General features: G+C 46.4%; 21 protein-coding genes, 2 tRNA genes and 2 pseudogenes. 15 read left to right on the top strand and 10 right to left on the bottom strand.

The features are described 5' to 3' along the window. The 7 genes and pseudogenes from QUB61_RS28980 to QUB61_RS28950 all read left to right on the top strand — a co-directional run. A pseudogene (locus QUB61_RS28980) lies at positions 1 to 570 on the top strand (RNA-guided endonuclease IscB); the annotation flags it as partial. 89 nt (positions 571 to 659) lie between these two features. Then, complete coding sequence (locus QUB61_RS28975; protein WP_333128017.1) at positions 660 to 1,658, top strand: hypothetical protein; 999 nt, start codon at positions 660 to 662, stop codon at positions 1,656 to 1,658. A 10-nt stretch (positions 1,659 to 1,668) separates the two neighbouring features. Then, on the top strand, positions 1,669 to 1,827 hold the full coding sequence (locus QUB61_RS28970) for a hypothetical protein (RefSeq protein ID WP_332960039.1): 159 nt from the start codon (positions 1,669 to 1,671) through the stop codon (positions 1,825 to 1,827). A 64-nt stretch (positions 1,828 to 1,891) separates the two neighbouring features. Further along, the gene (locus QUB61_RS28965; RefSeq protein ID WP_333190231.1) at positions 1,892 to 2,068 is read left to right on the top strand and encodes a hypothetical protein; all 177 of its coding nucleotides are present in this window, start codon (positions 1,892 to 1,894) and stop codon (positions 2,066 to 2,068) included. Positions 2,069 to 2,264: 196 nt separating this feature from the next. After that, a complete protein-coding gene (locus QUB61_RS28960) occupies positions 2,265 to 3,017 on the top strand; it encodes a TIGR04255 family protein (RefSeq protein ID WP_333128020.1) in 753 nt (250 codons plus the stop codon). Positions 3,018 to 3,019: 2 nt separating this feature from the next. Continuing rightward, positions 3,020 to 3,463: a hypothetical protein gene (locus tag QUB61_RS28955; RefSeq protein WP_333128022.1), complete on the top strand. Its 444-nt coding sequence runs from the start codon at positions 3,020 to 3,022 to the stop codon at positions 3,461 to 3,463. Positions 3,464 to 3,475: 12 nt separating this feature from the next. Further along, entirely contained in the window at positions 3,476 to 4,237 is a 762-nt protein-coding gene (locus tag QUB61_RS28950; RefSeq protein ID WP_333128024.1) for a hypothetical protein, read from the top strand. Between the two features lie 181 nt (positions 4,238 to 4,418). Here QUB61_RS28950 and QUB61_RS28945 read toward each other — a convergent pair. The 3 genes from QUB61_RS28945 to QUB61_RS28935 form a co-directional block, all read right to left on the bottom strand. Continuing rightward, a tRNA-Val gene (locus QUB61_RS28945) sits at positions 4,419 to 4,492 on the bottom strand. Between the two features lie 124 nt (positions 4,493 to 4,616). Then, entirely contained in the window at positions 4,617 to 8,162 is a 3,546-nt protein-coding gene (locus QUB61_RS28940; protein ID WP_333128026.1) for a PAS domain S-box protein, read from the bottom strand. An 872-nt stretch (positions 8,163 to 9,034) separates the two neighbouring features. Further along, positions 9,035 to 9,250, bottom strand: a complete 216-nt coding sequence (locus QUB61_RS28935) for a hypothetical protein (RefSeq protein ID WP_333128028.1) — start codon at positions 9,248 to 9,250, stop codon at positions 9,035 to 9,037. Here QUB61_RS28935 and QUB61_RS28930 point away from each other — a divergent pair. Both QUB61_RS28930 and QUB61_RS28925 read left to right on the top strand, forming a co-directional pair. Beyond that, entirely contained in the window at positions 9,249 to 9,488 is a 240-nt protein-coding gene (locus QUB61_RS28930; RefSeq protein WP_333128030.1) for a hypothetical protein, read from the top strand. The two genes, QUB61_RS28935 and QUB61_RS28930, sit on opposite strands and share 2 nt — an antisense overlap. A 418-nt stretch (positions 9,489 to 9,906) precedes the next feature. Beyond that, positions 9,907 to 10,972: pseudogene (locus QUB61_RS28925) on the top strand (ISKra4 family transposase). A 435-nt stretch (positions 10,973 to 11,407) separates the two neighbouring features. Here the strand turns inward: QUB61_RS28925 and QUB61_RS28920 are convergent. The 4 genes from QUB61_RS28920 to QUB61_RS28905 all read right to left on the bottom strand — a co-directional run bounded on the left by QUB61_RS28920 (position 11,408) and on the right by QUB61_RS28905 (position 15,784). Then, positions 11,408 to 11,569, bottom strand: coding sequence for a hypothetical protein (locus QUB61_RS28920; protein WP_333128032.1), 162 nt, complete (start codon positions 11,567 to 11,569; stop codon positions 11,408 to 11,410). A gap of 92 nt (positions 11,570 to 11,661) precedes the next feature. Further along, complete coding sequence (locus QUB61_RS28915) at positions 11,662 to 12,576, bottom strand: hypothetical protein (protein ID WP_333128034.1); 915 nt, start codon at positions 12,574 to 12,576, stop codon at positions 11,662 to 11,664. Positions 12,577 to 13,041: 465 nt separating this feature from the next. Further along, positions 13,042 to 14,877: an APC family permease gene (locus QUB61_RS28910; RefSeq protein WP_333128036.1), complete on the bottom strand. Its 1,836-nt coding sequence runs from the start codon at positions 14,875 to 14,877 to the stop codon at positions 13,042 to 13,044. 67 nt (positions 14,878 to 14,944) lie between these two features. Further along, the gene (locus QUB61_RS28905) at positions 14,945 to 15,784 is read right to left on the bottom strand and encodes a prephenate/arogenate dehydrogenase (RefSeq protein WP_333128038.1); all 840 of its coding nucleotides are present in this window, start codon (positions 15,782 to 15,784) and stop codon (positions 14,945 to 14,947) included. Positions 15,785 to 15,822: 38 nt separating this feature from the next. Here QUB61_RS28905 and QUB61_RS28900 point away from each other — a divergent pair, with 38 nt between their 5' ends. The 6 genes from QUB61_RS28900 (at position 15,823) to QUB61_RS28875 (ending at position 22,659) form a co-directional block, all read left to right on the top strand. After that, positions 15,823 to 17,385 carry a pentapeptide repeat-containing protein gene (locus tag QUB61_RS28900; RefSeq protein ID WP_333128040.1) on the top strand — a complete coding sequence of 521 codons (1,563 nt, stop codon included), beginning with the start codon at positions 15,823 to 15,825 and terminating at the stop codon, positions 17,383 to 17,385. Positions 17,386 to 17,481: 96 nt separating this feature from the next. Next, complete coding sequence (locus tag QUB61_RS28895) at positions 17,482 to 19,044, top strand: pentapeptide repeat-containing protein (RefSeq protein WP_333128043.1); 1,563 nt, start codon at positions 17,482 to 17,484, stop codon at positions 19,042 to 19,044. Between the two features lie 79 nt (positions 19,045 to 19,123). Further along, positions 19,124 to 20,653 carry a pentapeptide repeat-containing protein gene (locus QUB61_RS28890; protein WP_333128045.1) on the top strand — a complete coding sequence of 510 codons (1,530 nt, stop codon included), beginning with the start codon at positions 19,124 to 19,126 and terminating at the stop codon, positions 20,651 to 20,653. A gap of 22 nt (positions 20,654 to 20,675) precedes the next feature. Continuing rightward, positions 20,676 to 22,184, top strand: coding sequence for a helicase C-terminal domain-containing protein (locus QUB61_RS28885; RefSeq protein WP_333128048.1), 1,509 nt, complete (start codon positions 20,676 to 20,678; stop codon positions 22,182 to 22,184). Between the two features lie 65 nt (positions 22,185 to 22,249). Then, on the top strand, positions 22,250 to 22,462 hold the full coding sequence (locus QUB61_RS28880; RefSeq protein WP_333128050.1) for a DUF2839 domain-containing protein: 213 nt from the start codon (positions 22,250 to 22,252) through the stop codon (positions 22,460 to 22,462). A 125-nt stretch (positions 22,463 to 22,587) separates the two neighbouring features. Then, a tRNA-Val gene (locus QUB61_RS28875) sits at positions 22,588 to 22,659 on the top strand. A 282-nt stretch (positions 22,660 to 22,941) separates the two neighbouring features. Here QUB61_RS28875 and QUB61_RS28870 read toward each other — a convergent pair. From QUB61_RS28870 to QUB61_RS28860, 3 genes are all read right to left on the bottom strand, one after another. Continuing rightward, positions 22,942 to 24,033, bottom strand: a complete 1,092-nt coding sequence (locus QUB61_RS28870) for a tyrosine-type recombinase/integrase (RefSeq protein WP_333128052.1) — start codon at positions 24,031 to 24,033, stop codon at positions 22,942 to 22,944. Continuing rightward, a complete protein-coding gene (gene dnaB / locus QUB61_RS28865) occupies positions 24,030 to 25,337 on the bottom strand; it encodes a replicative DNA helicase (protein WP_333128054.1) in 1,308 nt (435 codons plus the stop codon). The genes QUB61_RS28870 and dnaB overlap by 4 nt, the downstream gene beginning before the upstream one ends. Beyond that, positions 25,338 to 25,726 (bottom strand): hypothetical protein (locus QUB61_RS28860; protein WP_333128056.1); only part of this gene is annotated, 389 nt, incomplete at its 5' end.

Raw genomic sequence — 25,726 nt, 5'->3', positions numbered from 1 at the left:
AAAGGAAATGACCCAATTGAGAAATTCCTAAGTAAGAAACCAGATGTTCTCAGGCGGATTTTAGCCGCTTCAAAATCACCATTAAAAGATGCTGCTGCTGTTAACTCTACCCGACGGGCCTTGTATCAAAGGCTTCAAGAAACTGGATTGCCAGTCTCCCTTGGGACTGGTGGCAGAACCAAATTCAATCGCGTCAAATTAGGTGTTCAAAAGCGTCACTACTTAGACGCTGCTTGTGTTGGCGTGGTGGAAAAGTTGTCGATAAAAATTACCAAGCCCTTGCTGATAACTGCAAAAGGATGGGGAACTCGCCGAATGTGCACGACTAACAAATATGGGTTTCCCATCAGACATCGTACTAGACAGAAAGCTTTTTTTGGGTTTCAAACTGGCGATATAATTCGTGCTATTTTGCCTACTGGGAAATTTGCCGGAACTCATGTTGGGCGCTTAACAGTTCGCGCAACGGGGGTGTTTGAAATGGTTACACAGGTCGGCAAGGTTAGCCCAGTTAGGGCTAAATATTGCCTTGGGGTTCATCGAGTCGATGGATACAGTTATGTCGCATAATCCACTTTTGTCCACTGAATCAGCGATTAGATTTGATCCGATCGCACAACTTCCGTGCTATCCTGCCATTTCTCGAACCATTCCCGATCATGCCCACATCCATTGACAACTTCTACCTAGGCGATGTCGCCTCCAACTTTCACTTTGCAGGCCCGCTGCTAGACTTTGAAGAAGAAATCCAGAATCAATCTCCCTTTCACGATTTAGACTACCTGACAGGCGAAATTAAAAGGGGATTCCTAGACTACGTGCGGCAAGGAATCATGCTGGACGCGATCCGAAAACTGCGATTGTACAAAGACAAGTTCAAAACCTTTAAAAGTTACTGCGAACAAGCATTAGGCAGGCAGTATTTTTACTGCACGCAAATCATCAAATCTGCGAGCATTTGCCTGCGCTTAATTAAAGCAGGATTTGAGATTTTGCCTAGCTGCGTTGCTCAAGTTGTCCCTTTGTTCAAACACGCAATCACCGACCAATACGGCGACAGTCCTTTACAGGAAAAGTGGCAAGAAGTGGTGGATGTCATACCCAAAGAAAGGATTACCGCAATAACTATTGCCGAAACTGTGGACAACAATCCCAACCTCCGGCTCAAACAAATTCGGATAAAAACCGACACTTACGCCCTTTTAACCAAAAAAGCAGCCGCAGCCGGACTGTCTATTTCGGAATTTTTGGCAAGGTTGGTTGACGAATACAATCCCAGAAATTTAGAGCAGCCAGCGGAACATACTCCCGAACAAGAGGAGATTTTAGACCAATTAGACGCGGAGTTTAAGAAGCCGGCAACGGGACAGGCTTCAAATTCTGCCCAAGGCAAAGTTAAGTCTAAAGGTTTTGGATTGAAAGTTGAGCCGAAAGGTGGTAAAACAGAAGTTAAAGCTAAAAGTTTGAAAGGGGAAGTTCAGGCAAAAGATTCGGAAGGTGCAGTTACGTTGAAAAATCGGCAAACTGAAATCAAAGCCGAGGAACAGTCGAATTTATTTAATGAGAAAAATCATGAAGTCATCAGCTCAAAATCCAATCATGCGCCAACTGAAATTAATGGAGGTTCAACTGAACGAAATTCAGTGCCACCTTATTAAAGCTACTGTTTTGAATTGGTGGCAAATAGTTTTGCCTGACGGTCAGAAGATTGCGATCGAGCACGCGGGCGGCGGACACTGGATTTTTCGGGCAAACGGGCTTGAGAAATCTCATCCAGAAGTGCGGCTAGCGGTGTTAAGGGCGATCGCCCAAGGCTGTCGCAGGTAAGTTATCAGGGGGTTTTTCCCTTTGGCGTCTCAAGTCTTGCGGGTGAGGACACGGCATCACAGCCGTGTCCCGGAAGGGGCTGGTGGACTGGTGGGCGATCGGATTTGAGATGATTTGGGGATGCAGGGGGGCGATCGATATTAGTTGCGATGGCGATCGGAGTGTCCCAACTGTGGGGCGAGGTTTAAGATTGTGGCTAGTTGGGTTGAGGGCGTGTGTGGCCGATGTTTTTGGGGTTTAAGGTCAACTTTCAGAAAGCTGTTTGATAGTCTTGTTTCTGGCATCCTAAGAAGGCTACGCCTGATGGCTCAATAAAATCCCTTTGAATCATTGTTGGAGCTATGGTTAAGACTTGACAGAAACATCTATACTTGGAAGGTAAGTCTATATTTTAGTCACTCCCACGATCGGGTTAAACTCTCAAAGAGGAATTAGGTATGGGTCAGCCACTCAAGGAATCGCCATTAATTGAAGTTCTCTGTGAGTTCACTTTTGATCAATCTAGTGATTGGGACTGGACACTACCTGGTCGTCTCTATGAGAGGATCGGCAAAGAATTTAGTGAACGCTCGCAAGTTAATCAAGTGGTTTTTCAGGTACAAGAAGAAGCGGATAATAGTGAGGCTTTACCGCAAATTATAAATGTTCCTCAACGAATACAACTTAAGCGACCAGATCAAACCGCAATAGTTCAAGTTGGACCTCATATTTTAGTTGTTAACCATTTAGCTCCCTATCCCCTGTGGGAGGATTTTCGTTCTTTGATTTTGAGAATTTTTTCTGCATATATCGGTTTGTATGGAGATTTTACCTTATCTGGGATTGGGCTTCGGTACATTAATCAAATTCCTATTTCACCAGAAGGATTTGAGGTCAGTAGGTTTATTACATTGAAGCCTAATTTAACAGGCGTTCTAGAGCGACCTCTTTCTTCCTTTTATCAACGCTATGACCTTTCGTATGAGTCCCTAAAAGCAGTGCTTATTCACCAGACAGGCATTAACGAGACTCAGGAAGGTGAATTTGCTATAATTCTGGATCTTGATTTTAATTCTGAAGAAGTTGATACTCTAAAAGACATATCAAAAATTCAGAAATGGTTGGATCAAGCTCATCAACATTTGTATGAAGCTTTTAGAGCCTCTTTAAATCCAGACTACTATCAACTTTTAAAAGAAGGAAATGTATAAGTATGAGCCGTGTAATTCCAAAACCTTACTCGCACCAAGCGAGTAATAAACAAACTCAACAAACTCGTTTAGTAGCTTTGTTGAAACCATCACAAGCTGTTTCTTACTCCCCCCATTATAAGTTTTATAATAGTAGAGCTGAAAGGCTGAAACATCCAAGTTTAGTCGTTCTTGTGAATCCGTCATTTTTGCACGGTACAGAGGCTACGGAACGAGGTTTGAGGGCAAGTTTTGAGGACGTATCAATTTCACGAACAAGGCTATTGCCTCAGCAACAAAATGTAAATAAATTCTTAGTTTCACCTGCCGATCGTGAAGAAGATGTTCTTGACTGGGATTTCTACTTAGAAAATCCTCCACTTAAACCAGCGGCCACCATAGAATTAGAATTTGAATACAGGGGTCGTAGTCAACCTATTCCTGTTACCGATCCTTGGGATGAATGAGGAAAAATTAGCATGGATTCTGATAGCCGCAATCTAGCGAAAGAATTTCTATCAAAACTCAGTGACTCTGAAAAATGGGAGCTAATTTTTGAAATAACAAATCAGTATCCCTGGTATCAGCTTGTGAGTGGGGAAGAACAAGATATAAAACAGGGCGATATCCTTGAAGATTGTCCAGTCTTTCAGTTGCCAGAAAACCTAGCTGAGATAACAAAAGACAAACTTGAGATAACTACAAAAGTGGAGTGGAGGGAGCAAGACGTTATTATCATGTCACAGTCATGCGACATGGTAAAAGGTCGAGAAAAGTTAACAGAAACACTACTTTGTGCCGTATGGAAACGTTCGGAACTTAAGGAAGGCTATTTGGCTTCAAACGTGGGAATGGAAGAGGCACGACGTGGGAATCTTCCTGGGTATCACGTTCTTGGTGAATGTTCTTTGCCTGAGTTCCATCGTGACATTAGAGTTGTGGATTTTCGCCGCGTATACTCGCTTCCACTGCCTTTTGTTCGGAGATTGGCAACAGAAGCAAAAAAGCGTATCCGGCTACTTCCACCATACAGGGAGCAGCTTGCCCAAGCATTTGCCAGATACTTTATGCGTGTTGGACTACCTACAGATATACCACCATTCGCAAGTTCTAAGCCTGATAAAACTGAAGCAGAAGTAATAAAAAAGGTACAAGCGATGGATAAAGAATCGCAAAAACGTATATTATCGCACCTGGTAACTGAGATTGGTTTGTCAACAGAACTAACAGGAAATGATTAGAAAAAAATCTACCATGATTAATAAATAATAGTTAACTTTTAACTCATCTTTACAAAACAAGTCTGTTACAAGTTACTAAGTTACGCCGCAGTATTGTAAACGCTTTGATCGCCCTTTAAAATCCCACCATACCATAAACCGCTTCGACGAAACCGGACTCGTAAACTCTTGTTCCTTTTGATTGACACAACTCGACTCCAACAAGTGACCCCTACCATGTCAACGTAGTGCTCTAACCAACTGAGCTATGCGTCTGTCGATAGCTTCAATGCGTGACATTTTCCCAGACTATACTCAAAAAACATCTCCAATAATCAACTTGAAATCCTTGTACCGAGGTAGCTGAAGCTTAATTTCCCGAGATGTCTAATACTCGGCCTTACTCTATTGGATGAAGCAATTTCTCAATTGTCTCCACTAACGTTTCAGGATCGACAGGCTTGGGAAGATGCCTTTGAAATCCCGCTGCTAGTGCTTGCTGTTGATTTGTCTCACCTGCATAGGCTGTCAGGGCGATCGCGGGAATCTGTCCTCCCTCCTCTGTCGGTAGTTGTCTGACTTGATGAACCAACTTATAGCCATCAATTTGTGGCATTCCAATATCAGCAATCAAAACATCTGGCTTAAATTTAGTGAGTTGTTGTAGCGCATCCGTTGCTGAAGATACAGAGATCACGGTGGCTCCCGCTTGCTCCAAGATACATTGAACTAACTCTAAATTGTCTATTTCGTCATCGACGGTCAGGATACATAATCTAGCCAAGGGTGAAGTTTGAGCATTGAGTGATAGATTGTCCTTCTGCTCGCTGTTTGCATGATTGCTTTTGGCTAATAAGGGAAGTGTGACAGTAAATGTTGCTCCCTGTCCTTCTCCAAAACTTTCGGCTTTGACAGTTCCACCATGTAGCTCAACGATGTGACGCACGATCGCTAATCCCAGCCCTAACCCACCAAAGCTTCTCGTAATACTGCTATCGGCTTGTCGAAATGTGTCAAAGACATAGGGAATAAATTCTGGCTTAATCCCTTTCCCTGTATCCCTGACTTGAATTTGAGCATAGGAATCAATCGTTTTTAGCTCAACTTCAATTCGACCTCCAGTTGGGGTGAACTTAAGGGCATTGGTGAGCAAATTCCACACAACCTGTTGCAATCGGGTAGGATCTCCTAACACATCGCCCACATAGGGTTCTAGCTGAGTTTGAATTTGAATGTTTTTCGCTTCGGCGGCTAAACTAACTGTTTCGATCGCAGCATTAAGAGTTTTTTTCAAATTAATAGGAGTAGAGTTCAAACTCAGCTTGCCTTGCAGAATGCGAGAAATATCCAGCAAATCCTCAATCAGTTGAACTTGCAACTCGGCGTTGCGTTCAATAGTTTCGAGGGCTACCGCCGTCTTGCCAGAATCCAGGGTTCCCCTTCGCAGCAGCCGAGTCCAACCCAGAATAGGATTCAACGGAGTTCGCAATTCGTGCGACAAGACTGCTAAGAACTCATCTTTAATTCGGTTAGCTGCTTCGGATTGTGCCCGTGCTTGCCTTTCTGACTCGTAGAGCCGTGCTCGGTCGATCGACTGCGCCGACTGCTGTGCCAGTGCCAAAACGAAACCGCGATCGCTCTCGGAAAGTCGGGGAACGGTCGAAAAACTCAGCGACAGCCCACCAACGGCTTGTCCTTCAATAAGTAATGGCACTGAAATCCAGGCTTTTGAACCAACCTTGGCATAAGCTTCAGCTAAATCAGGATAACGGGCAATTCGGTTTTCGATAGTTTCTAGCCAAACAGGTTGCCCGCTTCGCACGGCTTCTGCCAGAGGATAGGGTGCATGAATAGAAAAACTGCGCTGAAATTCTCCTACGTGCTCGTACCCGATCGCTTGAATAATCTCCAGTTCGCTTGCCGCCTGGTTTAATACCGCAACCAAACCACAACTTGCTCCCAGTGCGGACATTGCCTGTTCAATAATGACCTGAGCCACTTGAGCCGAGGTTAGCGATTCAGACAAAGCTGTCATCACCGCCAGCAGTCGAGCCGTCCGGTTAGCAGCGAGTTCGGCAGCTAATTTCGCTTGTTGTGTTTCATTATAGAGACGAGCGTTATCAATGGCGATCGCTGCTCGCTGAGCCAAATCTTCAGCCAGGGCAATGTCTTCTAGGCGATAGCGGCGATCGGATTCAGTAAACACAAAGGTAATGCTACCCAACACGCGCCCGCGTGCCTGTAGCGGTGCAATGATGCAGGACTTTAACCCAACTCCACGTAAGATTTCCAGGTATTCAGGATTTGACACTGCGGCAACTAACTGTTCATCTGTAATCTCAATCCCAATTTCAACCTGTCCTGTTTGTATGACTTTAGCAATGCCATACCCATCATCGAGATGTCTGGGAAAGCGTTGAGCTAACTCCCAGCCAAACTTCACTTTTTCGGGATCTGAATGAGCAACTGCAACCCGATCGATTGTGCGATCGTCATTCAGCAGATCGACACTACACCAATCTGCAAAATAAGGAACTGCCAGCTTTGCAACGCTTTGGAGAGTTTGTTCATACTCTAGTGAAGAAGAAAGGACAGCACTCACTTCTGCTAAAAATGCTGATTGTTGTTGAGAATTCTCTGCTAAAGCACGGGCTGCCTGTTCTTGAACAAGCTGTACTCGTTCGTCTTCGGTTTGCTTGCGTTCAGTAATATCGCTGAAAGCAGCAATGATATTGATAATTTGTCCCTCTGCGTCAAACAAAGGGGAAGCATTGATCGAGAGAATACGGAGAGTTCCATCGGCATGGCTAATGCCATGTTCAATACCATAAACAGGCTCACCTGTTTGCATCACCCTCGCAAACGGCAGTTCCTCTTCTGGGAAAGGATGACCCTCCACGGTTGTAATGAACCAGGATGGATCGTTATAGCCTCGCTCCACAATGTCGCTGCGAGTCAATCTTAAAATCCTCTCTGCTGCCCTATTTGCCGCTCTAATCTGTCCGGTAGAATCTAGAATACTGATGCCATCAGGAATAGTTTGGAAGATGCTGGATAATTGCGCTTCACCCTCACGCAGAGCAGTTTCTGCCTGCTTGCGTTGTGTAATGTCGTGCATCACGACAACTGCACCCTGTTTTTCGCCGTTTGCGGCAATAATTGCCTGTCCAGTTGCTAACAGCATTCGCGCAGTTCCCTGCTGCGGAACAATCATCATTTCCACATCACGAACGTTGTGTCCTTGCAATGCCTGAAACAGGGGAATATCCTCTGTATTCATGGGTGTTTTGCCGTCGGGCAAATACAAGTTATAATACTGGGCCCATTGCTCCGGTGGAACTGGCTGCTGAGGTACTCCATGAAAATCTTTAGCTGCTTGGTTAAATACCGTCAATATGCCCTCGGCATCGCAAGCTACAATGCCAGCTTGAACGTTGTTTAGAATTGCCTTCAAAAAGTCCTGTTTTTTCTGAAGAGTGGCTTCCACCTGCTGGCACTTGGCGATTTCGGCTTTCAATTGTCGATCGATTTGAGATGTTTCAGTCGCGTCTTGGAAGTAAATAAGTAAGCCATCTTCACTCTTGATGAGGCGAATTCTCAACCACTTGTTGAGTGAGGGGTAGTGTTCTTCAAACTCGATTGCAGTTTGCGTTGCGATCGCTCGATGAAAATACTGATATAGCTCAGAGGTAAGATCGACAGCAAATACTGTCCATATCGTTTTGCCGATTAGGTGTTGCCTCGGACTGTTTAAAAGCTGCTCTGCTTTATGGTTGACATAGGTGCACTGCCACTCTGAATTAATAGAAATGAAGGCCTCAGCCATGCGATCTACGATCGCCGCAAATCGTGCTTCGAGTGCTTGGCAGTCCGTACATAGCTCTTGAGGAAAATTTACAGTAAGCTCTTCTCGATGATTCAAGGAGTTTGTACGTTCTACATTCATTGCGGTTTGTCCTGCCTATTTACCTATTATGCCAGCTATTGTTAGGGAATCAAGATATACAGGACTTACGCAGAGAGCCCCCTAGCTCCCTAAAAAACGGGGACTTTGACTGTTCTCCCCCTAAAAAAGGGGGGCGCCAGGGCGATCGAGGTTTTAGGCTTTTGGTGCGTAAGTCCTAATATATAGTATGCCCAAAACCTAAGCCATTCAGTGTTTAAGCAAACGGGCGATCGCAACTCATGGCAGAGCACCGCTAAAAATTCGTCTTTAATCCGGTTAGTGGCTTCTGCTTGGGCTCGTGCAAGGCGCTCGCATTCTAACAGTTATTCTCTTTCTTTTTCTGCTTGCTTGCCCTTTGTTCGCGGATGGGGATGGTGCCTACGAGAATCGGGCTAGCGTTTCTTTAACACCGAACTCATGCAAACTGCGCAACTGCTCAGCAACAGCCTCGACGAAACGTGGCGACTCTACTAAATCTCTGACCTAGACATATTCTGTCATTCCTAATTGAGAAGGTAAAATCTAGGAGTTTGGTTGTAGAAACAACAAAACCGGCTTTGTGGGCGGGTTTTAGGTATGGACACAACTGGACTCGAACAAGTGACCCCTACCATGTCAAGGTTTAGTTTAAATCGCTCGAATATTGACTGAGTATAGGATTTAAGCATTTTTTTTAAATAACTGATATATCAATTTAATCGCTTTTTCTTGAATCTTCAGACTTAGATTTAGATTCTCTCTCGGCTAGCCATTCGAGTACAGCCATGCGGACGATCGATGCTAAAGACTGATTCGGCTCACTTGCTTGAGCTTTAAGTCGATCGCGCAATCCGCCGACATCGAAAGTTATCGTTAGTCGATCGCGAGAATCCCTACTTTTTCCCTGAATGTTCCCTTTGGTCTAATGTTTTTCCCGCCGGGGGATAGGAAGTATCAGGGGTTGTGGCCCACTGGCGGACTCGCATTCTATGCCGGATCGCTGCAGGGCTGGTGGGATTTGCTGAAGCTGTTACAACAATTGCACTTTGCTGTTGCTGGTGTTGCGCTGGTGTTGGTGTTCTCGGGGTGCGATCAGAGGTAATAGTCATGAGTCATCAGTCCTCAGTCGTCAGTCATCAGTCCCGATCGGTCAGAAATATCGGCTACAAGCTCGAACAGATTGGATTTGACCGCGACTGCAAATTTAACAGAACTGCGATCGCCTGCAATTTGGCAGCAGTTCGAGAATGGTTCAAGTCGATCGAGCAAGGCGCAGGCAAGTGCAGCATCATCACTCTGACTGCAATCGACGTTGCTCCCTCTTTTGTCACTTCCGGGGTAGTATAAAGCTAAACAACAGCCAAATCCATCACTAATCGAGGATGAAAAAGGGTAGATTAATCATCGCTCAAAGATGTCACTCTACCATTGTTCAAGAGTTATAAAATTTACCCAACGATCTAATTAATCGCTCGTGGCAAAAGCTCGATCGCTCGTGACAAAAGCTCTGGCAGACATTAGAGAAAAACAGCATCTGTGGGATCTCCTATATTTTTGAAATTTACCAGTTTTTTTTCGATCAAATTAAAAATTGATAAAAGAGCGATCGACCGACCATTATTTGAGGATAGATCAGCATGGTAACACCAGCCAGTCAAGTTTTACCAACCGTGGGAGCATCCCGGTTTTGTAAAAGTGCTATCCAGAGAGGATAATAGGTAGAGCGTCAACAGAAGCGTGAACTGCATTTGTAAGAGGAGTGGCTATGACCCCTGAACAGAAGGAGCGTTTAAAAGCTTGTGCTGCTGAGATTGCCGAGATTATGTACACAAATACTCCGGTCTCAGAATTATCAAGTCTGGAAACAATCGAAAAGCATATTCGAGAGCAATGGCTAGAATTAGTCGGGCCGGAGGTTGGTTTTTTTTTATCAAACAGGCAACCGGAACAGAATCAGGACGGTCTCGCACAGTAAAAAGTTGCATTGGTAAACTAATAATTACTGAAAAACAAGCTGAAAAATAGGGAGTGAAAAAATCTACTCGTTTAGCTCCATTCTTTGAAAAATGCTGCCTCCGTCAGGTGGCTAATCTCTCTTATGAGAAAGCTGAGAGTGAAATAGAAGCCCAGACGGGAGTGCATATAGGTCACACTTGTTTACACCGATTAGTAGAAAAGCAAGAATGGGCGTCCAGAATAGCTACTTCGGAGGTAAAGGAAACCAGTGTGGATGGGGGGAAAGTCCGTCTCAGAAAAGAAGAGGGAGAGGGCAGTCACTGGCTTGACTATAAGGCTGTGCGACTGCACGACAGTTATTACGGGGCATTTTTTCTTGAGAATCAAGCGTTAATTAATTATGTGAACAGTCAGCCTTTATCAGAGGTACTAACTTGTTTGGGAGATGGTCATGATGGCATTTGGCATATCATTGTCCAGTTGAATCCTGACGGGGCCGGGCGGGAAATTTTAGAGTGGTATCACGAAGGTTGAAAATCTATGTAAGGTCGGTGGGTCGTTGAAGCGTCTGGCGCAGGGTAAGGAGTTTTTGTGGCAAGGACTCGTCCTTGAAACCATCAATTTATTTAAGTCTTGCCGTCAAAAACAAGCCCAGAACTTTTGTGCTTATTTGGAGAAGCATCGCCGACGAATTGTTAACTACGAGCAATTGTCAACACAAAAGGTTTGCTCGCCGAGGTTCCGGAGCTGTAGAGTCGGCAGTAAAACAAATTGATAGAAGGTTGAAAATTTCAGGAGCGCAGTGGTTGATGAAAAATGTCAATCAAATGCTTAAGCTTCGGTGCGCCTACCTTAACGGATCAATATCCGTTTGATGCTCAAAAGCGCAAAACCGGGATGCTCCCTATTGTTTTGGTCGGTTTGACAAGTCCTTATTGCTAAGTAATGTTTGCCAAACTCAATGTTGAAAGAGCTTGTTAGGCTAACGACACGTGACCTATAAACCGTTCGGTCATTCCTTAATCGCTAACGACAGAGCTACAAACTGGCAAAATTCGTAGGTGTTTTGACCCAATCAACGTAGGCAGTTAAGCCTTAGCCTGGTGGGTGAAAGCAACGCAATCCCGTTTGCACAGATTTGCGTAGGTTTGTTTCACCTCTAGAAAAATCGCACCCAAACCCAAGATTTTGCGAAGAAACCGGGTTTCTTGGGCCAGGGCGTCCGACCGCATTCCAGTCTTAATTGCGAGGAAGTAGGGGCAATACCCCGTGGTTGCCCATCGCCACTTAAAGATAATATCTAACCGTTGTTACAACCCGACTTTTTTAGCCCGCAAAGCCGCTTTCAAAAAGAAAGCAGTTTGATTGTGCAGCAGTCCCTCCCACCAATTTCGCGTCACAAAAGCCGGAACGATCTGCGTTAAATATACTCCCGGTCGCTGCTCTTCAAACAAAGCCAAAAAGTGTGTCAAAGCCGAACCAAAAGAACGGTAAGGCGAGTCCAGAATTTCCAGCCGCTCAAAGCTCGTTTCCTCCCTTTTATTGTTAAAGATAAATTAGCTGACTAAGGGTTGGGTTCAGTTTTCCCAAAAACCAGACTTTTTTTCAATTCCCGCCAATAACCCCCAACTTTTGTTTCTCCCAAAGCCAGGCGCATTTTCTGAATCAGGCTGCTTCTTACAGGTGGCTTTCCGTAGTAAAGAAATTGACTGATGTCTTTAGCAAGACCCGCATTCATGAAAGTTTTAACATCTTCGCGAGCCAAATATTTCTCCCGAACCTCCTGCAAATATTCGTCTTGAGCATTCGTGTGAAATACCGTCCAGCTCGGGTCTTCAACCTTACACAAAGTATATTGGTTGTGAGCCTGCATATATGCGCTAAATGCTTTTTCCAGCAAAAACCTGCCAAACTGGTGTGTTCCTTCAAATCTTGAAGCAATATATTCACCCGCAAATTCTTGCATGACTGCAACGAAGGTACTGTGCTTCATCAAAGAAAAATTGATCGTGCAGGCTTGAATGAAGTACCACCCAGGCCAAGCGTCGATATGTGGGTACGATCTGTTAAAAGCTCTGCCCACTGCAAAAATTTCATCTCGTTCGAGATAATCGATTGCTTCCTCTAACCAACCGTCGTGGCCTTCTCTATAAGGTAACGTGTCAATTTTGAACCACAATACATACGGCTTGCTAGCGATTGCTGCCACTGTATACTCCTGAATAAAACATCTCTCTTTGTCATTGTCTGGATGGTGCGGTGCAATGATTTGCAGCTTATCAATTAAACCTTCCTGATACAGTTCCCAATAAACTTTTTGAGTGTCCTTATCGCTGCCACCGTCCACAACAATAACTTCCCCTGGTTTGCCACCTAAAAACTTAAACCAATCCAGGAGAATCTCTCTATAGGCTAACCCATTGCCAAAATTGGCTGAGACCATCGACACTTCACTGAGTTTGCTTAATTGCTCGCTCATAATTGTTTATTCAAGGAATATAGTTTTTGCTTGTCCCTTACAACTTACTAAAATTTTAGATAATTGTCAATTTTAAATAACATCTTTACCGTAAAAATCCTCACATCTTTACTGTGTGTTTGATTATATTTGTAACAACAACAGTCCTGGACGCACTCCGGCTCTGATAAACGGGGTTTTTTAACCTAAAACTAAAGCCAAAAAACCCGGTTTCTTCGGCGCCGATCAGCTAGTCGGTGGACTTGTAGAGTTAATACCTCACTTACGCACCGAAACTTAAAAAACCGCGTTTTTTAACCGATATCCCTCGCGCTACACGGAGAATTGTGGGGTCAAAGAACCCGGTTTCTACGATAAATCTTAGGTTGAGCAACAAAACATCCAGAAACAAACCGGGTTGCTGCGCAAGTTCTCAATAAGTTTGTTTGACAGGGGAAAAATGGCAAACTTTTAACTAGATATTGCTTAAAGATAATATCTAACCGTTGTTACAACCCGACTTTTTTTAGCCCGCAAAGTCGCTTTCAAAAAGAAAGCAGTTTGATTGTGCAGCAGTCCCTCCCACCAATTTCGCGTCACAAAAGCCGGAATTATCAGCGTTAAATAAACTCCCGGTCGCTGCTCTTCAAACAAAGTCAAAAAGTGAGTCAAAGCCGAACCAACAGAACGGTAAGGCGATTCCAGAATTTCCAAAGGAATGTCTGACTGCAAATCTTTCCAAGCTAATTGTAATTTTTCTCTATCGGTCAAACCAATATCTACGTGAACTGCCACAACTTCATCAGCAATTAAACGAGCGTAATCGAGGGCCTCGAAAGTTCCCCGGTGCAACTGCCCGACTAACACTACTGCCGGATGTGTCACCGTCTTAACTTTAGGTCTCGGAAGATAAGACCTCGGTTCTATTCCCTGAATGCTCAAGCGAGCCGTTACATACCGATAGTGTCGGTGAATAGCTAAAAATAGACTGACTACGATCGGAATAGTTACTACGACAACCCAAGCTCCCAAAAGGAATTTTGTAGCGAGAATTACAGCCAAAACTCCCGTTGTTGCCACTGCACCAATACCGTTCATCACAGCACTAACTTGCCAACCTTTACCTCGTTCCTTAAACCAGTGAATTACCATTCCCGATTGGGAGAGAGTAAAAGAAGTGAAAACTCCAACCGCATACAGGGGAAGCACCGCGCTCGTATTGCCTCGAAAGATGATAATTAAAAGAGCAGCGCAGAAGCTGAGCAGATTAATGCCATTAGAATAAACCAGTCGATCGCCCAACAGCGACAACTGCCGGGGCAAGTACCCGTCCCGCGCCAAAAAATAACAAAGTCGCGGAAAATCAGCATAACTCGTATTCGCCGCCAACAGCAAAATTAACAGAGTTGCTGCCTGCAAATAGTAATAAAATATACCAACACCAAAAATCTGTTTTCCCAATACAGAAAGGAGCGTTTCATGTTCGTTAGGAATCACCTGATAAATATGAGCCAAGTAACTAATCCCTAAAAACATCGCTCCCAGAATTACCCCCATATAGGTCAAAGTCTGGCGCGCATTTTTCCATTCAGGAGGCTTAAAAGCCAACACCCCGTCTGATATGGCTTCAACTCCTGTAAGGGCGGTACAGCCCGCCGCAAAGGCGCGCGCGAGCAGAAATAATCCCACAGGTTCCTGAGCAGGAATATTTTGTAAGGTCGGAAAAACATGACCTGTTGCCTGTTGGAATAAACCGCAGCCAATCAAAATAAAAATGCCAACGAGAAACCCATAGGTGGGAACCATAAATATATTGCCCGATTCCCGCACGCCCCTGAGATTGGCAAACATGACTAAGACAATAAAAAATAAGCACACTTCCACTCTATACGGTTCCAGTCCGGGAAATGCTGAAGTCAAGGCCGCCACCCCAGCCGAAATGCTGACAGTTACAGTTAAAATGTAGTCAATCATCAGCGAAGCTGCTGCGATCAAACCGGGATAAATACCCAAGTTTTCTCGGGCTACAATGTAAGCGCCGCCGCCGTTGGGGTACGCTTTAATTGTCTGTCGGTAAGACAGCGCCACGATCGCCAACAGTAAAATAATAATTCCAGAAATAGGCAGCGATAAACTCAAACTGCTACTCCCCGCTAGTAACAGTACCAGCAGAGTTTCTTGAGTAGCGTAGGCAACAGACGAAAGTGCATCGGAAGCCAGAACAGCTAGTCCAGTAGCGTTGCTCAGCCGTTCGTGAACAGATGCACTGGTGGGGAGAGATTCACCCAGTAAAAATCGCTTGAGCCGAGAATAAGTGTACATTGAAACTCAATATATAGGCGTCCACAAATCATAATCTAGACGGGAACCGTTTTAAGTAATTTTTGGATCACAATTTGTAATTTTGTCTCGCTTGTTGAGTCAGCTTCAGTTTGTGTTCGAGAGCTTGCCAATTTTCGGCTTCGATATCGCTGATGAACTCGTCGAGACTGCCGCGGTAAATAGAGAGCGATCGCAACAATTCCTCTCGATTGTACTTTGCCACCATCACTCCCAGCTCGGGATTGCCGCCGCCAACGCGGCTCGTGTCCCGAAAACCAGAACTCGCCAAATGTTGGGCTAAATTAACAATATGCCGATCGCCCTCAAGAGCGCAGGCAGCAACCAGTGTCGCGCTCGCCATGAGCGGCAAATGAGAAATCCAAGCCACAGCTCGATCGTGATCGAGAGGGGAACATCGGTAAACTGAGGCACCCAGCAACCGTGCAATTTCCTCAACCCGATCCACCGCAGCCGCCGGCGTCTGAGCCTGCGGCGTCAGCACGTAGGGTCGGCCTACAAACAAATCGGGCACCGCCGCCTCGATTCCGCTTTCAGCAGTCCCCGCCATTGGGTGTCCCCCCACAAAATTCGGCCACAGAGAAGACACAGCCTGCACTATGGGTGTTTTTACGGAACCGACATCCGTTACAATAGTATTAGGGGAAAGATAGGGTACCAAATCTCGGACGATCGGCTCGATCGACCCCAGAGGGGTGCATATAAAAACCACATCGGCTGCTGCCATCAGAGACAGGTGTATGCTGGCTTCAGAGACAACACCGCGAGCTTGCGCCCGATCGCAAGTCTGCTGCCGACTCGAGACGCCAAAAACATCAAACCCGCGCGATCGCAAATCCAGCCCGATCGAGCCACCAATTAAACCCAGTCCTACAATACCGATATTCATAGCAATAAAATGGGGATATTTGATACGGTACCGCCCCCATGACAGTCGAGGAACTCCTGAAAAAATATGCCGCCGGAGAAAGAAACTTTGCCGGAATCAACCTGACTGAGGCCAACCTCAGCGGCGTCAACTTGAGCGGAGCCAACCTCAAGGGTGCGAATCTGAGTGTAGCAAACCTGAGCGGAGCCAACCTCAGCAAAACCAACCTCACCGGTGCCAAACTCAACATCGCCAGACTCAGCGGCGCCCATCTCGGCGGCGCCAACCTCACCGACGCCGACCTCAACGTCGCCTACCTAGTGCGAGTTGACCTCAAAAGAGCCACACTCACAGGAGCCAAACTGATCAGAGCCGAGCTAATTCGAGCCGAGCTCAGCGGAGCCAACCTCTGCAGAGCCAACCTCAGCGGCGCCACGCTCACCGAAGCGACTCTCCGAGGAGCAAACCTCGCTCAAGCCAACCTTCGAGGCGCTCACCTCAGCGGCGCGTGCTTGACAGAAGCCAACCTCGAACAAGCCAACCTGCAAGGCGCCGACCTCAGCCGAGCCGACCTCAGCGGCGCCGACTTGCGAGGCACAGAACTGCGACAAGCCAACCTCACTCAAGCCGTACTCAGCGGCGCCGACCTCAGCGGCGTCAATTTGCGCTGGGCCATTCTCAGCGGCTGCAATCTCCGCTGGGCAGACCTCAGCGAAGCCAAATTAAGCGGTGCCGACCTCAGCCGAGCCGACCTCTGCCACGCCAACTTGTTGAAGGCCAGTTTAGTTCACGCCGACCTGTCAAATGCCTATCTGATCCGCGCCGACTGGATTGGAGCCGACTTAACCGGAGCCACCTTAACGGGAGCGAAACTCCACGGCGTTTCGCGGCTCGGCATCAAAACCGAAGGCATGACCTGCAAGTGGGTGGATCTGAGTCCCAACGGCGACCACAGCCAAATTTACTGGTTAAACTCCGGAGGAACCCACGAATTTTTTCACGAAACCTTGCCCACAGTTCGGATTGTGATTGACTCGCCCTTAGACCAAGGCGCTCATTTTGCCCTGGCTGCAACTTATTACCAAATTGCCCAACAATACCCGACTTTAAGTCAGCCGCCCACGATCGAAGTCAGCTCCCGGCGCACCGTACTCGCCTTTAAAATGGACAGCGACGATAAATTATTTGCCACCGCTTACGTTGCCATCATTCCTTTTAACGACGCCGCCACAACTCAAAAAAACGTGATCGCTTTGATGAAAATGATTCAATCTCACGATGCAGGCAAACTTAACGTCAAAGAATCCAAACACGTCCAGTTATGCAGCAAAGCTCTCAATCAAGCTATCAGCAAAGTAGACCAAATCAAAATTTCGAGTTCTTTTCCAAAAATCGGCGAAAGTATCAATTTTTTTCAAATTCCTACACAGATGATCTTAATTAATTCCCGCGACCAAAGACTCAGCGTCTATCACCACCCAGCCTTCGGCAAGCGCCTGATTAAAAAATACGATCAGAGCAACTCAACCTCCGGCAAGTTAGCCGAAAGCACAAAATTGGCTCAAGCTAATATCAGTACCTTTTTGGATTTTATAAAAGGCTTCCACAATATAGATGTCTAGGCATATTGCATCAAGTTACAAAAAATGCTTATTCTAGTTTAAAGGTTGGCACTACAAAGCTTTGTTCTAGCTAACACATCAGGGAAATTGAAAAGCATGGATGCCGAAGAACTCATCACCAAATATGTAGCAGGAGAAAGAGACTTTACTGCCATCCTCCTTTGCGAGGCAAATCTCAGCAGGATCGATCTCAGCGGGGCTAATTTCAGTGAGGCAATCTTGAGCCTCACCAACATGAGCGGCACTAATCTGTCAAACGCCAACATGAGAAAAGCCAAACTCAATGTTGCCAGACTCAGCGGTGCCAATCTCCACAAAGCCAACCTCAGCGGCGCTATCCTCAACGTGGCTAACTTGATTCGAGCCGACCTCCGCGAAGCCGACCTCCGCGAAGCTACAATGATCAGAGCCGAACTTATCCGAGCCAACCTCAGCAGTGCAAACTTGAGCGGTGCAAACCTCAGCGAAGCAGATTTGAGAGAAGCAACCCTCAGAGAAGCCAATCTCGAACAAGCCGACCTCAGCGGGGCTCACCTCAGAGGCGCTACCCTAACAGCGGCCAACTTGGAACGGGCCAACTTGCACAGAGCCGACCTCAGTAGGGCAGACTTGCGAGGAGTTAACCTCTGCAATGCCGAACTCAGACAAGCTAATTTGTCTCAAGCCAACCTCAGCGGCGCTGACTTGCGGGGCGCTAATCTGCGGTGGGCTGACCTCAGCGGGGCGAACCTGACCGGCGCTGACCTCGACGAAGCGAGATTGAGCGGGGCTAACTTGTACGGAGCAAATTTGAGCAATGTCAACCTGTTGAACGCTACTCTGGTACACGCGGATTTGACTCAAGCCAATTTGATTCACGCTGATTGGGTGGGGGCAGATTTGACGGGGGCTGCTCTGACGGGGGCAAAAATTTACGCGGTGTCCAGGTTTGGTGTGAAAGCAGATGACATTACCTGCGATTGGGTTGATATGAGTCCTAACGGCGATCGCAGCCACATTCAGCGCTTTACCCCAGAAGAATCTCAAAGGTTTTTCAATGCTACACCGCCGACAGTTCAAATTATTGTCGATCGACCCCTAGACCCCGACGCTAACTTTATCCTCGCGGCTACCTACCGTCAAATTGCCCGTCAATACTCTGGTTTGAGCAATCCTCCCAGCATAGAAGTTCATTCGCGACGCACAATCATCTCATTTAGAATAGACCAAGACGAGCAACTATTTTCCACAGCTTTCGTTGCCATTATTCCCTTTAGCGACGCAGCATTTACTCAAAAAAATCTCATTACTCTGATCAAGATGATTCAACCCCAAAGTGGTAATAACCTGGGCGTCAGAGTCTCAAATATGGTAGTGCAATTGAACGTGACCCTGACCAAAACAATGAGAAAAATAGGGGAAATGAAAATTCAGCCGATTCGCCTCGATCGCGAACCAGTGTCAAATTTTTTCCAATCGCCTACCCAAACTGTACTGGCTAATTCCAGCGCCGAAAGTTTGATGATTCACTATCACCCAGACTTTGGCAGAAACTTAACAAATGTGCCGGGAGTCAACAAAACCTCTATCAGTCCTGCAATTAAAGCCCAAAGATTCACAACCCCGCCGCTAAATACGGTCGTTGAGTTTGTCAAAAGCTTTTATCAGCTCGGTGAGTAAATACTATAAATTCATTTGAGATAATTTCTATTCATGCCATATAAAAGTTAGCCGGTTGCCCTTTCAGTTAGGTAAAAAAATGGAAGCTGAAGAACTTCTCAAACGATTTGCACTCGTCAAAAGATACACAGAAGGCGACAGAGATTTCACAGGAATCAACCTGAATGAAGCTAATCTCAGCCGCATCAACCTCAGCCAATCAATTTTAAGAGGGGCTAGCTTATTTGTCACCAACATCAGCGGCGCTAACTTGAGCGAAGCTAACTTGAGCGAAGCTAACCTGAATGTGGCTAGACTCAGCAGCACCAATCTCTCGCGGGCAATCTTAAACGGGGCTACTCTCAACGTAGCAAACTTAGTGAGAGCCGATTTAAGTGCAGCTCAATTAATCGGAGCATCCCTGATTAGAAGCGAATTAGTCCGCTGCGAACTCAGCAAAGCTAACTTCAGCGGCGCCAACCTGACTGAAGCAGATTTAAGAGAGGTAAAACTGACGCAAGCTAACCTGTGCGGTGCTAATCTTTCCGGTGCAAATCTCAGAGGTGCTTCCGCTGCTTCAGCTAACTTTCAAGGAGCTAACTTGCACGGCGCGGATTTGACGAAAGCAGAACTTAGCGGCGTCAATTTCAGCAAAGCCGATCTGAGACAAGCTTGTTTGCAACAGGTGGATCTGTGCGGTGCCGATTTGAGCGGAGCTAATCTCAAATGGGCTGATTTGAGCGGAGCTAACCTCAACGGTGCCGATCTGACCGATTCTAAATTCAGCGGAGCCAACCTCAACGGAGCAGATTTAAGAAATACTAATTTAGCAAATGCTAGTTTGGTTCACGCTGATTTGACAGAAACAAATTTGATTAATGCCGATTGGGTGGGCGCTGATTTGAGGGGAGCAACTTTAACAGGGGCAAAAGTGTATTTGGTTCCCCGGTTTGGCATCATCGCAGATGATATTACCTGCCAGTGGGTTGATATCAGCCCCGTCGGCGATGGCACTCAGATTCAAAAATTTAAGTCGTCGTCAGAAGCGAGAAAATTTTTAAATCACACGCCGGGGTTGGTGCGAATTGTGGTTGATGCAATTTTAGACCACTCATCCAACAGCGCTTTAGCAACCGCTTACAGCGAAATAGCTCAGCATTACCGAGCACTGAGCTGTCCTCCCAATATTGAAGTCGGCTACCGCCGGACAACTCTCACTTTTAGATTTGATAGCGACGAGCATTTATTGCCAGCAGCTTTTTTAGTGATTCTTCCTTTTAAGGATGCTGTACCAACTCAGAAAAATATTATGGCGGTTAGCAAAAATATCGAAAGTCAAGATTTGGAAAAAAAACGAAGAGTGCAGCTGTCTAAAGCATTGAAGGCAGCGATGGATAATTTAAATGAGGTGAAAATAAACCTGCAATCCGCACTAAATGACTATCGGCAAACAAAGTTTTTTCATTCACCTACCCAAACTATTTTAATTAGTTCGGGGCAGGAGATTTTGACCGTGCACTCTCACCCGAATTTTGGTCAGCGAGGTGGAAATAATCACGAGAGTAAATTCAGTTTGCCTGTGGGTCAAAAAGTAGTTGATTTTCTGGGCAGTTTTGATTATGTTGATTGAGGAATGTTAACAGTACAATCGATTGATTGAGGTAGAAGTCCACAACTCGCTGCTCCGTTTCCTGCGATCGAACTCCGAGCCGCACTGGCCCCACCATTTAACGATGGCGCGGCTCGTGGCGCGGGCTTTGCGCTTGGGGCGCAGCGCTCTGATCCAAACGGGGCTTCCCGCAGGAGCTTACCGACAGCGGTATCGAGTCAGCTATTTGATGCCGATTTTGATGTGGCCGCACCCTGTAATTTTGGTGGCGCCGACACCGCTGCTGGAACATTTGCAGGCGGTGGAAATTCCGCGCTTGCAAGAGTGGCTGCAAACTGAGCGGTCGATCGAGATTTATTCGGATAATGCCACTGGACGAGGGTTGATGCTAGCAGATCCCGAGTCTTGGCTGGCGGCTCGCTTGGCGGTGGATTCGCCACTTCCGAGCAATATTCCGACAATTATCGACGGTGTGGATGACTTGGAAGTTTGGACGCGGCAGCAATTGACGGCGTGTTTGCAACCTGCTGACTGGAATGATTTAATGCAATCTGGGCCAATGCTCGCCGATGCAATCCTCGAAGGGCGGGTAATGCTAACGCGGGCTTTCTTTCAGCATCCGGCGAAACCTGACGAGTGCTATTTGCTGGAAACCGCAGAGCAAAATATTTTGAAGGGGCTGTTTGAAAGGATCGAGCCGAATTCGCTGATTCCGGCTGCTTGGAGCAATTTTTGGCAGCGGTGGGAAGCAAACGGAAAACTGCGGTGGGCGCAAATTCATCGGGAGGCTGGCTCATTTTCTCTGTTCTGCGCGCCGGTGCAGGTGGCTGAGGTTTTGAGCGAAATTTGGGATTGTCAGCCTGTGGTGTTGATTGGGGGGGCGGTGGATGTGGAACCGAAGGCTCCGATCTTCCGGCAAATGCTGGGACTGCCAGAATTGACGAGCGTTAAGTTTTCGCCCGATCGACAAAGCGAATTAATTCAACTGTACATTCCCAACTGGCTGCCGCTGCCAAATACGCCGGAATTTCAGGGTGTTTTAATTGAAGAAATTCGGACTTTGCTGTTGATGAGCGCGTCGGTGACGGGTTTAACGGTGCTGATTGTTGGTGATGTACCGCTGAGGGCTCGGCTGGCGGCGATTTTGGCTTCTGAGTTCGGTTCTCGGGTGCAGGTAGAAAAGACTGATGTGGGGGAGAATGCGATTTTGGTGACGGGGTGGGAGTTTTGGCGGGAACATCAGGGGGAATTGAGGGCGCCTCACTTGCTGGCGATGGCAACTTTGCCGCTACCTTCTTTGGAAAATCCTTTGGTGACGGCGCGTGTGGCTTATTATAAGGAGCAGCGCAGGGATTGGTTTCGGTTATATTTGCTGCCGGCGGCGCTGAATGAATTGCAACGGGCGATCGCGCCTGTGCGAGAACGTCAAGGGGTAGTGGCGATTTTTGACAGCAGGGTGATTCACCGCAGTTACGGACAGCAGGTTTTAGCGGCTTTGAGTCCTTTTGCGAGGATTGATTATTTGGATACGACTTGGCTGACCCAGGCTTGAGACGACCTGTTAGCCTATAATTTGGTTAGGTATTGAGTTGAAATCTAATTTAGCAGACAAAGATTATGGGTGAATCTAAGCGTCGCAAAGAGTCGATCGGCGACGAATACGGTAAAGAACAACGCATCGTTGCCTGGCTGCCAATCACGAAAACCCAAAGCGAAGATTTTGTCAAGTGGACAAGTCGCGGAAGCTGGATCGGGATTAGCCTTTTGGTGGCTTGGTGGGTGGTAGTGCGATTTGTCGGCCCCGCGGCGGGTTGGTGGGTGGTTAACTGATGCCAGACTCGACAAATGCCTGTATTCTTGGCATTGTGTCGAGTTTAACTCGGAAACAAGCGGCTGAATTTTTAGGAAAATTTTAGTTGCGAATTTGGACTTGGTATGGTATCTTAATTATCTGCGGGCAATTAGCACAGTGGTAGCGCACTTCCTTCACACGGAAGGGGTCACAGGTTCAAATCCTGTATTGCCCATTTTAGTGTGCATATTTCTCTAGAGACAAAGTTGTCTCATTCATTAGACCGCAGTCTCACTTAGTGGGCCGTAGTCTCACTCATTAGACTAGAACGCGCTGAAACCTTTTATGAACGGGGGTTCCAGCGCGTCTCATATATTCTTCAAATATTTAACAAATCTCAGCAAGAGAGATTTCTAAGATTTTGGATTTAGAAAGTGCTAGAAAAAGGTGCTAGAAAATTTTCTAGCTCCAAACCAAGGATATGCCCCCCTTTCTAAGGGGAAGAGCGATCGCCTAGTCAAAAGAACTCTGGTGCTTGAGGTTTGCCTATTAAACCGGCATAGCGATCAAAAAGCACTTTGGGGTCATGACCCGTGATTGCGGCGACGGTAATGGGGTTCATGCCCTGTTCTAGGGCATGGGAACAAAAAGTGTGACGTGTATTGCTAGGTTTGCGATATGGCACATCTGCTGCGACCAAAATCTTGATCCAAACCCGCTCACGGAAAACGTGCGAGTCGATCACCTTCCCGGTAACTGTGGAAAAAATTAGATCCTGGTCTACAGGAGTGATCGCCTTGAGTTCTGCAAGTAAATCTCTAACGCCCGCAGACAGGTAAAATTCCCGACTGCTACCAGCCTTGGCCACTTTCCGCTGGCGACTGGTGATTTGTTCGGCGATGGTGATTTTGCCGCTAACTAGATCAATATCTTGCCAGCGAACTCCGATCGCCTCCCCAATCCGGCAGCCAGTGCCAAATAGAAATTTTACAAACGGTGCATAATTAGCATAAAGTTTGTGGTTTTCAAAAGCTTGTATTATTTTCCTAATCTCAGTTTTTGAAAAAGGCTTAGATTTGGGATTCTTAGGAATTCTTCGGCGTGGCAAATTGTGCCACGGGTTCTCTGCTACGTATTTATTTTCAAGTAACCATTCCCAGGCAGTCTCGAAAGTGTCTAGTTTTCTATTAAACGTATCGGGGGCTAACTGTCGAGTGTTGAGCCATTGATAAAAAGATTTGACATTATCTTGGGTTAACCTATCTATTTTAACACCAAAAAAAGTAGATAAATCGGATTTAAGATAGCTCCTTAATCTGAATGTTTCGTTATCCCAATTATTGCATTTAGATTGCAGCCACAGGTCAAATAATTGTGTAGAACTTAGTGCAGGTAATGGTTCTACATTTTTTTTGTATTTACTCAAAGAAGTATCGTAAAGCCCGCACTCGATGTCGGCTTCAATTTGTAAAGCGATTTCGCGGGCTTTAATGCGATTACTTTTGGTATCCGCCAGTCCCAGGTACAGGATGCGTCTTTGCCCTTGGTAAACCCATTCTAAGCGAAGCCGATTTTTGTCGGGAACTGTACGAACGGTAAAATTTTTCACTTTTTGTAAATACTTTTAAATGTTCCTGTCTCGGGGTTGAAAAAGGCTTTTGCGGTACCTAAGGCACCGTTTCGTTGTTTCCTTATAATCAATTCAATTTGCCCTTTAGCATCAGATTCGTCGTTGTAATACTCATCTCGGTAAAGGCAAACTAACAGGTCAGCATCTTGTTCGATGTCACCTGAATCCTTCAAGTCCGACATCATTGGACGTTTATCATTCCGGCCTTCTACTCCACGATTGAGCTGGGCCAACGCTATAAACGGGCTATTGAATTCTTTGGCTATCGCCTTGCAATTGCCTGATACTGCGCCCAAATTTTGAGCGCGATTGCCGGCATCACGTTCGCCAAGAAGCTGCAAGTAATCGAGTACGATGAGACCGATTTTTCCATGCTGAGCCTGTGCCCGTCGTAGCACTGCTCGCATAGATGTCGGGGTGAGTGAAGTTCCTGGGGTGTCATCAATTATGATAGTCATCTCGGTCAATTTTCCGGCTGCTACCGCTAGCGCATCCCACTCCGCCTTGTTGCGGGGGCCTGACCACATCAGATGTTGAGCATTTAAACCGCTCAGGGATGCCAGAAGCCTTTTAGTGAGCGCTTCTTTCGACATTTCTGCCGAAAAAAAGACTACGGGTAGTTTATATTTAGATGCAACTTGTACGGAGAGGTGTTGGGCAAACCAAGTTTTGCCCATTGAGGCCCTACCCGCTATTACAATCAAGTCTTTTTTTGCTAAGCCACCAATGAGGACATCTAAATCTGACAACCCCGAAGTATAACCCGGAGCCCGTTTGTTCTCAAATTCTTGCCAAACGGCTGTTACGCAGTCGCCGATTGTCCAAGTGTCCTGAACTCTATCGTTGTTAATGCTTAAGATTTCATTTTCGGCGGTACTTAGGATTTCCTCGATCGAAATTGCTGACTCTTGCGCTGCGCGATTAATCCTGAAGCTTGCTTCTATTAGTTGGCGGCGTTTGTATTTTTCCTCTATGAGTTCCACGTAGAGATCAATATTGACGGATGATACTGTACGGTCTACCAGTGAAAAAAGTTTTTGCCTAATGTCTATGCCGTCTGGTTTCTCGCGCTCCTCTAGGTAACTTGATACAGTCAGCAGGTCTACCGATTTACCTTTCTCAAATAACGCGGTAATGGCACGGTAAGTAGTTTGATGTGCGGTAACTGAAAAATACTCAGGTTTAAGTAAGTCGATTACCCGGAAAACCGCTTCTCGGTCAATAAGTATCCCGCCGAGGATGGCTTCTTCAGCCTCGACATTAGACGGTGCTAAGTCTGTCATTTATTTTTTACCAAAGGCTATTTGACGCAGTTGACGGAGATAGTCAGCGCTTATCTCTTCCGAAATTGCTGGAGTCTCAGAAATTGTGGACACGAATCCGGCGCTAACAAGGGGGGATTGAGTATTGATGGTTTGGCGATTTTTGAATTTTTCCCACCACGCCTTGAAGTGTGCTGATTTTTCTACAAACGTGTGGAAACTTCTAATTTCTTGCCCCTTGATACGCTTCCATTGCCCTCGCACAAAAGCCTCAAAATCCCCCCGGATTTGCGGGGGGATTTGATTGAATCTGGTCGGCTCGGAGGTCACGACCGGCTCGGAGGTCACGACCGGCTCGGAGGTCACGACCGGCTCGGAGGTCACGACCGGCTCGGAGGTCACGACCGGCT

The organism is Microcoleus sp. C2D2, from assembly GCF_036702495.1.
Classification (GTDB): domain Bacteria; phylum Cyanobacteriota; class Cyanobacteriia; order Cyanobacteriales; family Microcoleaceae; genus Microcoleus.
Note: the sequence above shows the minus strand (reverse complement) of the source record. Positions and strands in the feature narration are given on the sequence as shown.

Excerpts from the sequence above, each read along its gene's own strand:
- QUB61_RS28915 (WP_333128034.1), bottom strand. The coding sequence starts at position 12,576 with ATGAGCGAGCAATTAAGCAAACTCAGTGAAGTGTCGATGGTCTCAGCC.
- QUB61_RS28895 (WP_333128043.1), top strand. The coding sequence starts at position 17,482 with ATGGATGCCGAAGAACTCATCACCAAATATGTAGCAGGAGAAAGAGAC.
- QUB61_RS28905 (WP_333128038.1), bottom strand. The coding sequence starts at position 15,784 with ATGAATATCGGTATTGTAGGACTGGGTTTAATTGGTGGCTCGATCGGG.
- QUB61_RS28960 (WP_333128020.1), top strand. The coding sequence starts at position 2,265 with ATGGGTCAGCCACTCAAGGAATCGCCATTAATTGAAGTTCTCTGTGAG.
- QUB61_RS28890 (WP_333128045.1), top strand. The coding sequence starts at position 19,124 with ATGGAAGCTGAAGAACTTCTCAAACGATTTGCACTCGTCAAAAGATAC.
- dnaB (WP_333128054.1), bottom strand. The coding sequence starts at position 25,337 with ATGACAGACTTAGCACCGTCTAATGTCGAGGCTGAAGAAGCCATCCTC.
- QUB61_RS28975 (WP_333128017.1), top strand. The coding sequence starts at position 660 with ATGCCCACATCCATTGACAACTTCTACCTAGGCGATGTCGCCTCCAAC.
- QUB61_RS28880 (WP_333128050.1), top strand. The coding sequence starts at position 22,250 with ATGGGTGAATCTAAGCGTCGCAAAGAGTCGATCGGCGACGAATACGGT.
- QUB61_RS28935 (WP_333128028.1), bottom strand. The coding sequence starts at position 9,250 with ATGACTATTACCTCTGATCGCACCCCGAGAACACCAACACCAGCGCAA.
- QUB61_RS28900 (WP_333128040.1), top strand. The coding sequence starts at position 15,823 with ATGACAGTCGAGGAACTCCTGAAAAAATATGCCGCCGGAGAAAGAAAC.
- QUB61_RS28930 (WP_333128030.1), top strand. The coding sequence starts at position 9,249 with ATGAGTCATCAGTCCTCAGTCGTCAGTCATCAGTCCCGATCGGTCAGA.
- QUB61_RS28940 (WP_333128026.1), bottom strand. The coding sequence starts at position 8,162 with ATGAATGTAGAACGTACAAACTCCTTGAATCATCGAGAAGAGCTTACT.
- QUB61_RS28910 (WP_333128036.1), bottom strand. The coding sequence starts at position 14,877 with ATGTACACTTATTCTCGGCTCAAGCGATTTTTACTGGGTGAATCTCTC.
- QUB61_RS28950 (WP_333128024.1), top strand. The coding sequence starts at position 3,476 with ATGGATTCTGATAGCCGCAATCTAGCGAAAGAATTTCTATCAAAACTC.
- QUB61_RS28955 (WP_333128022.1), top strand. The coding sequence starts at position 3,020 with ATGAGCCGTGTAATTCCAAAACCTTACTCGCACCAAGCGAGTAATAAA.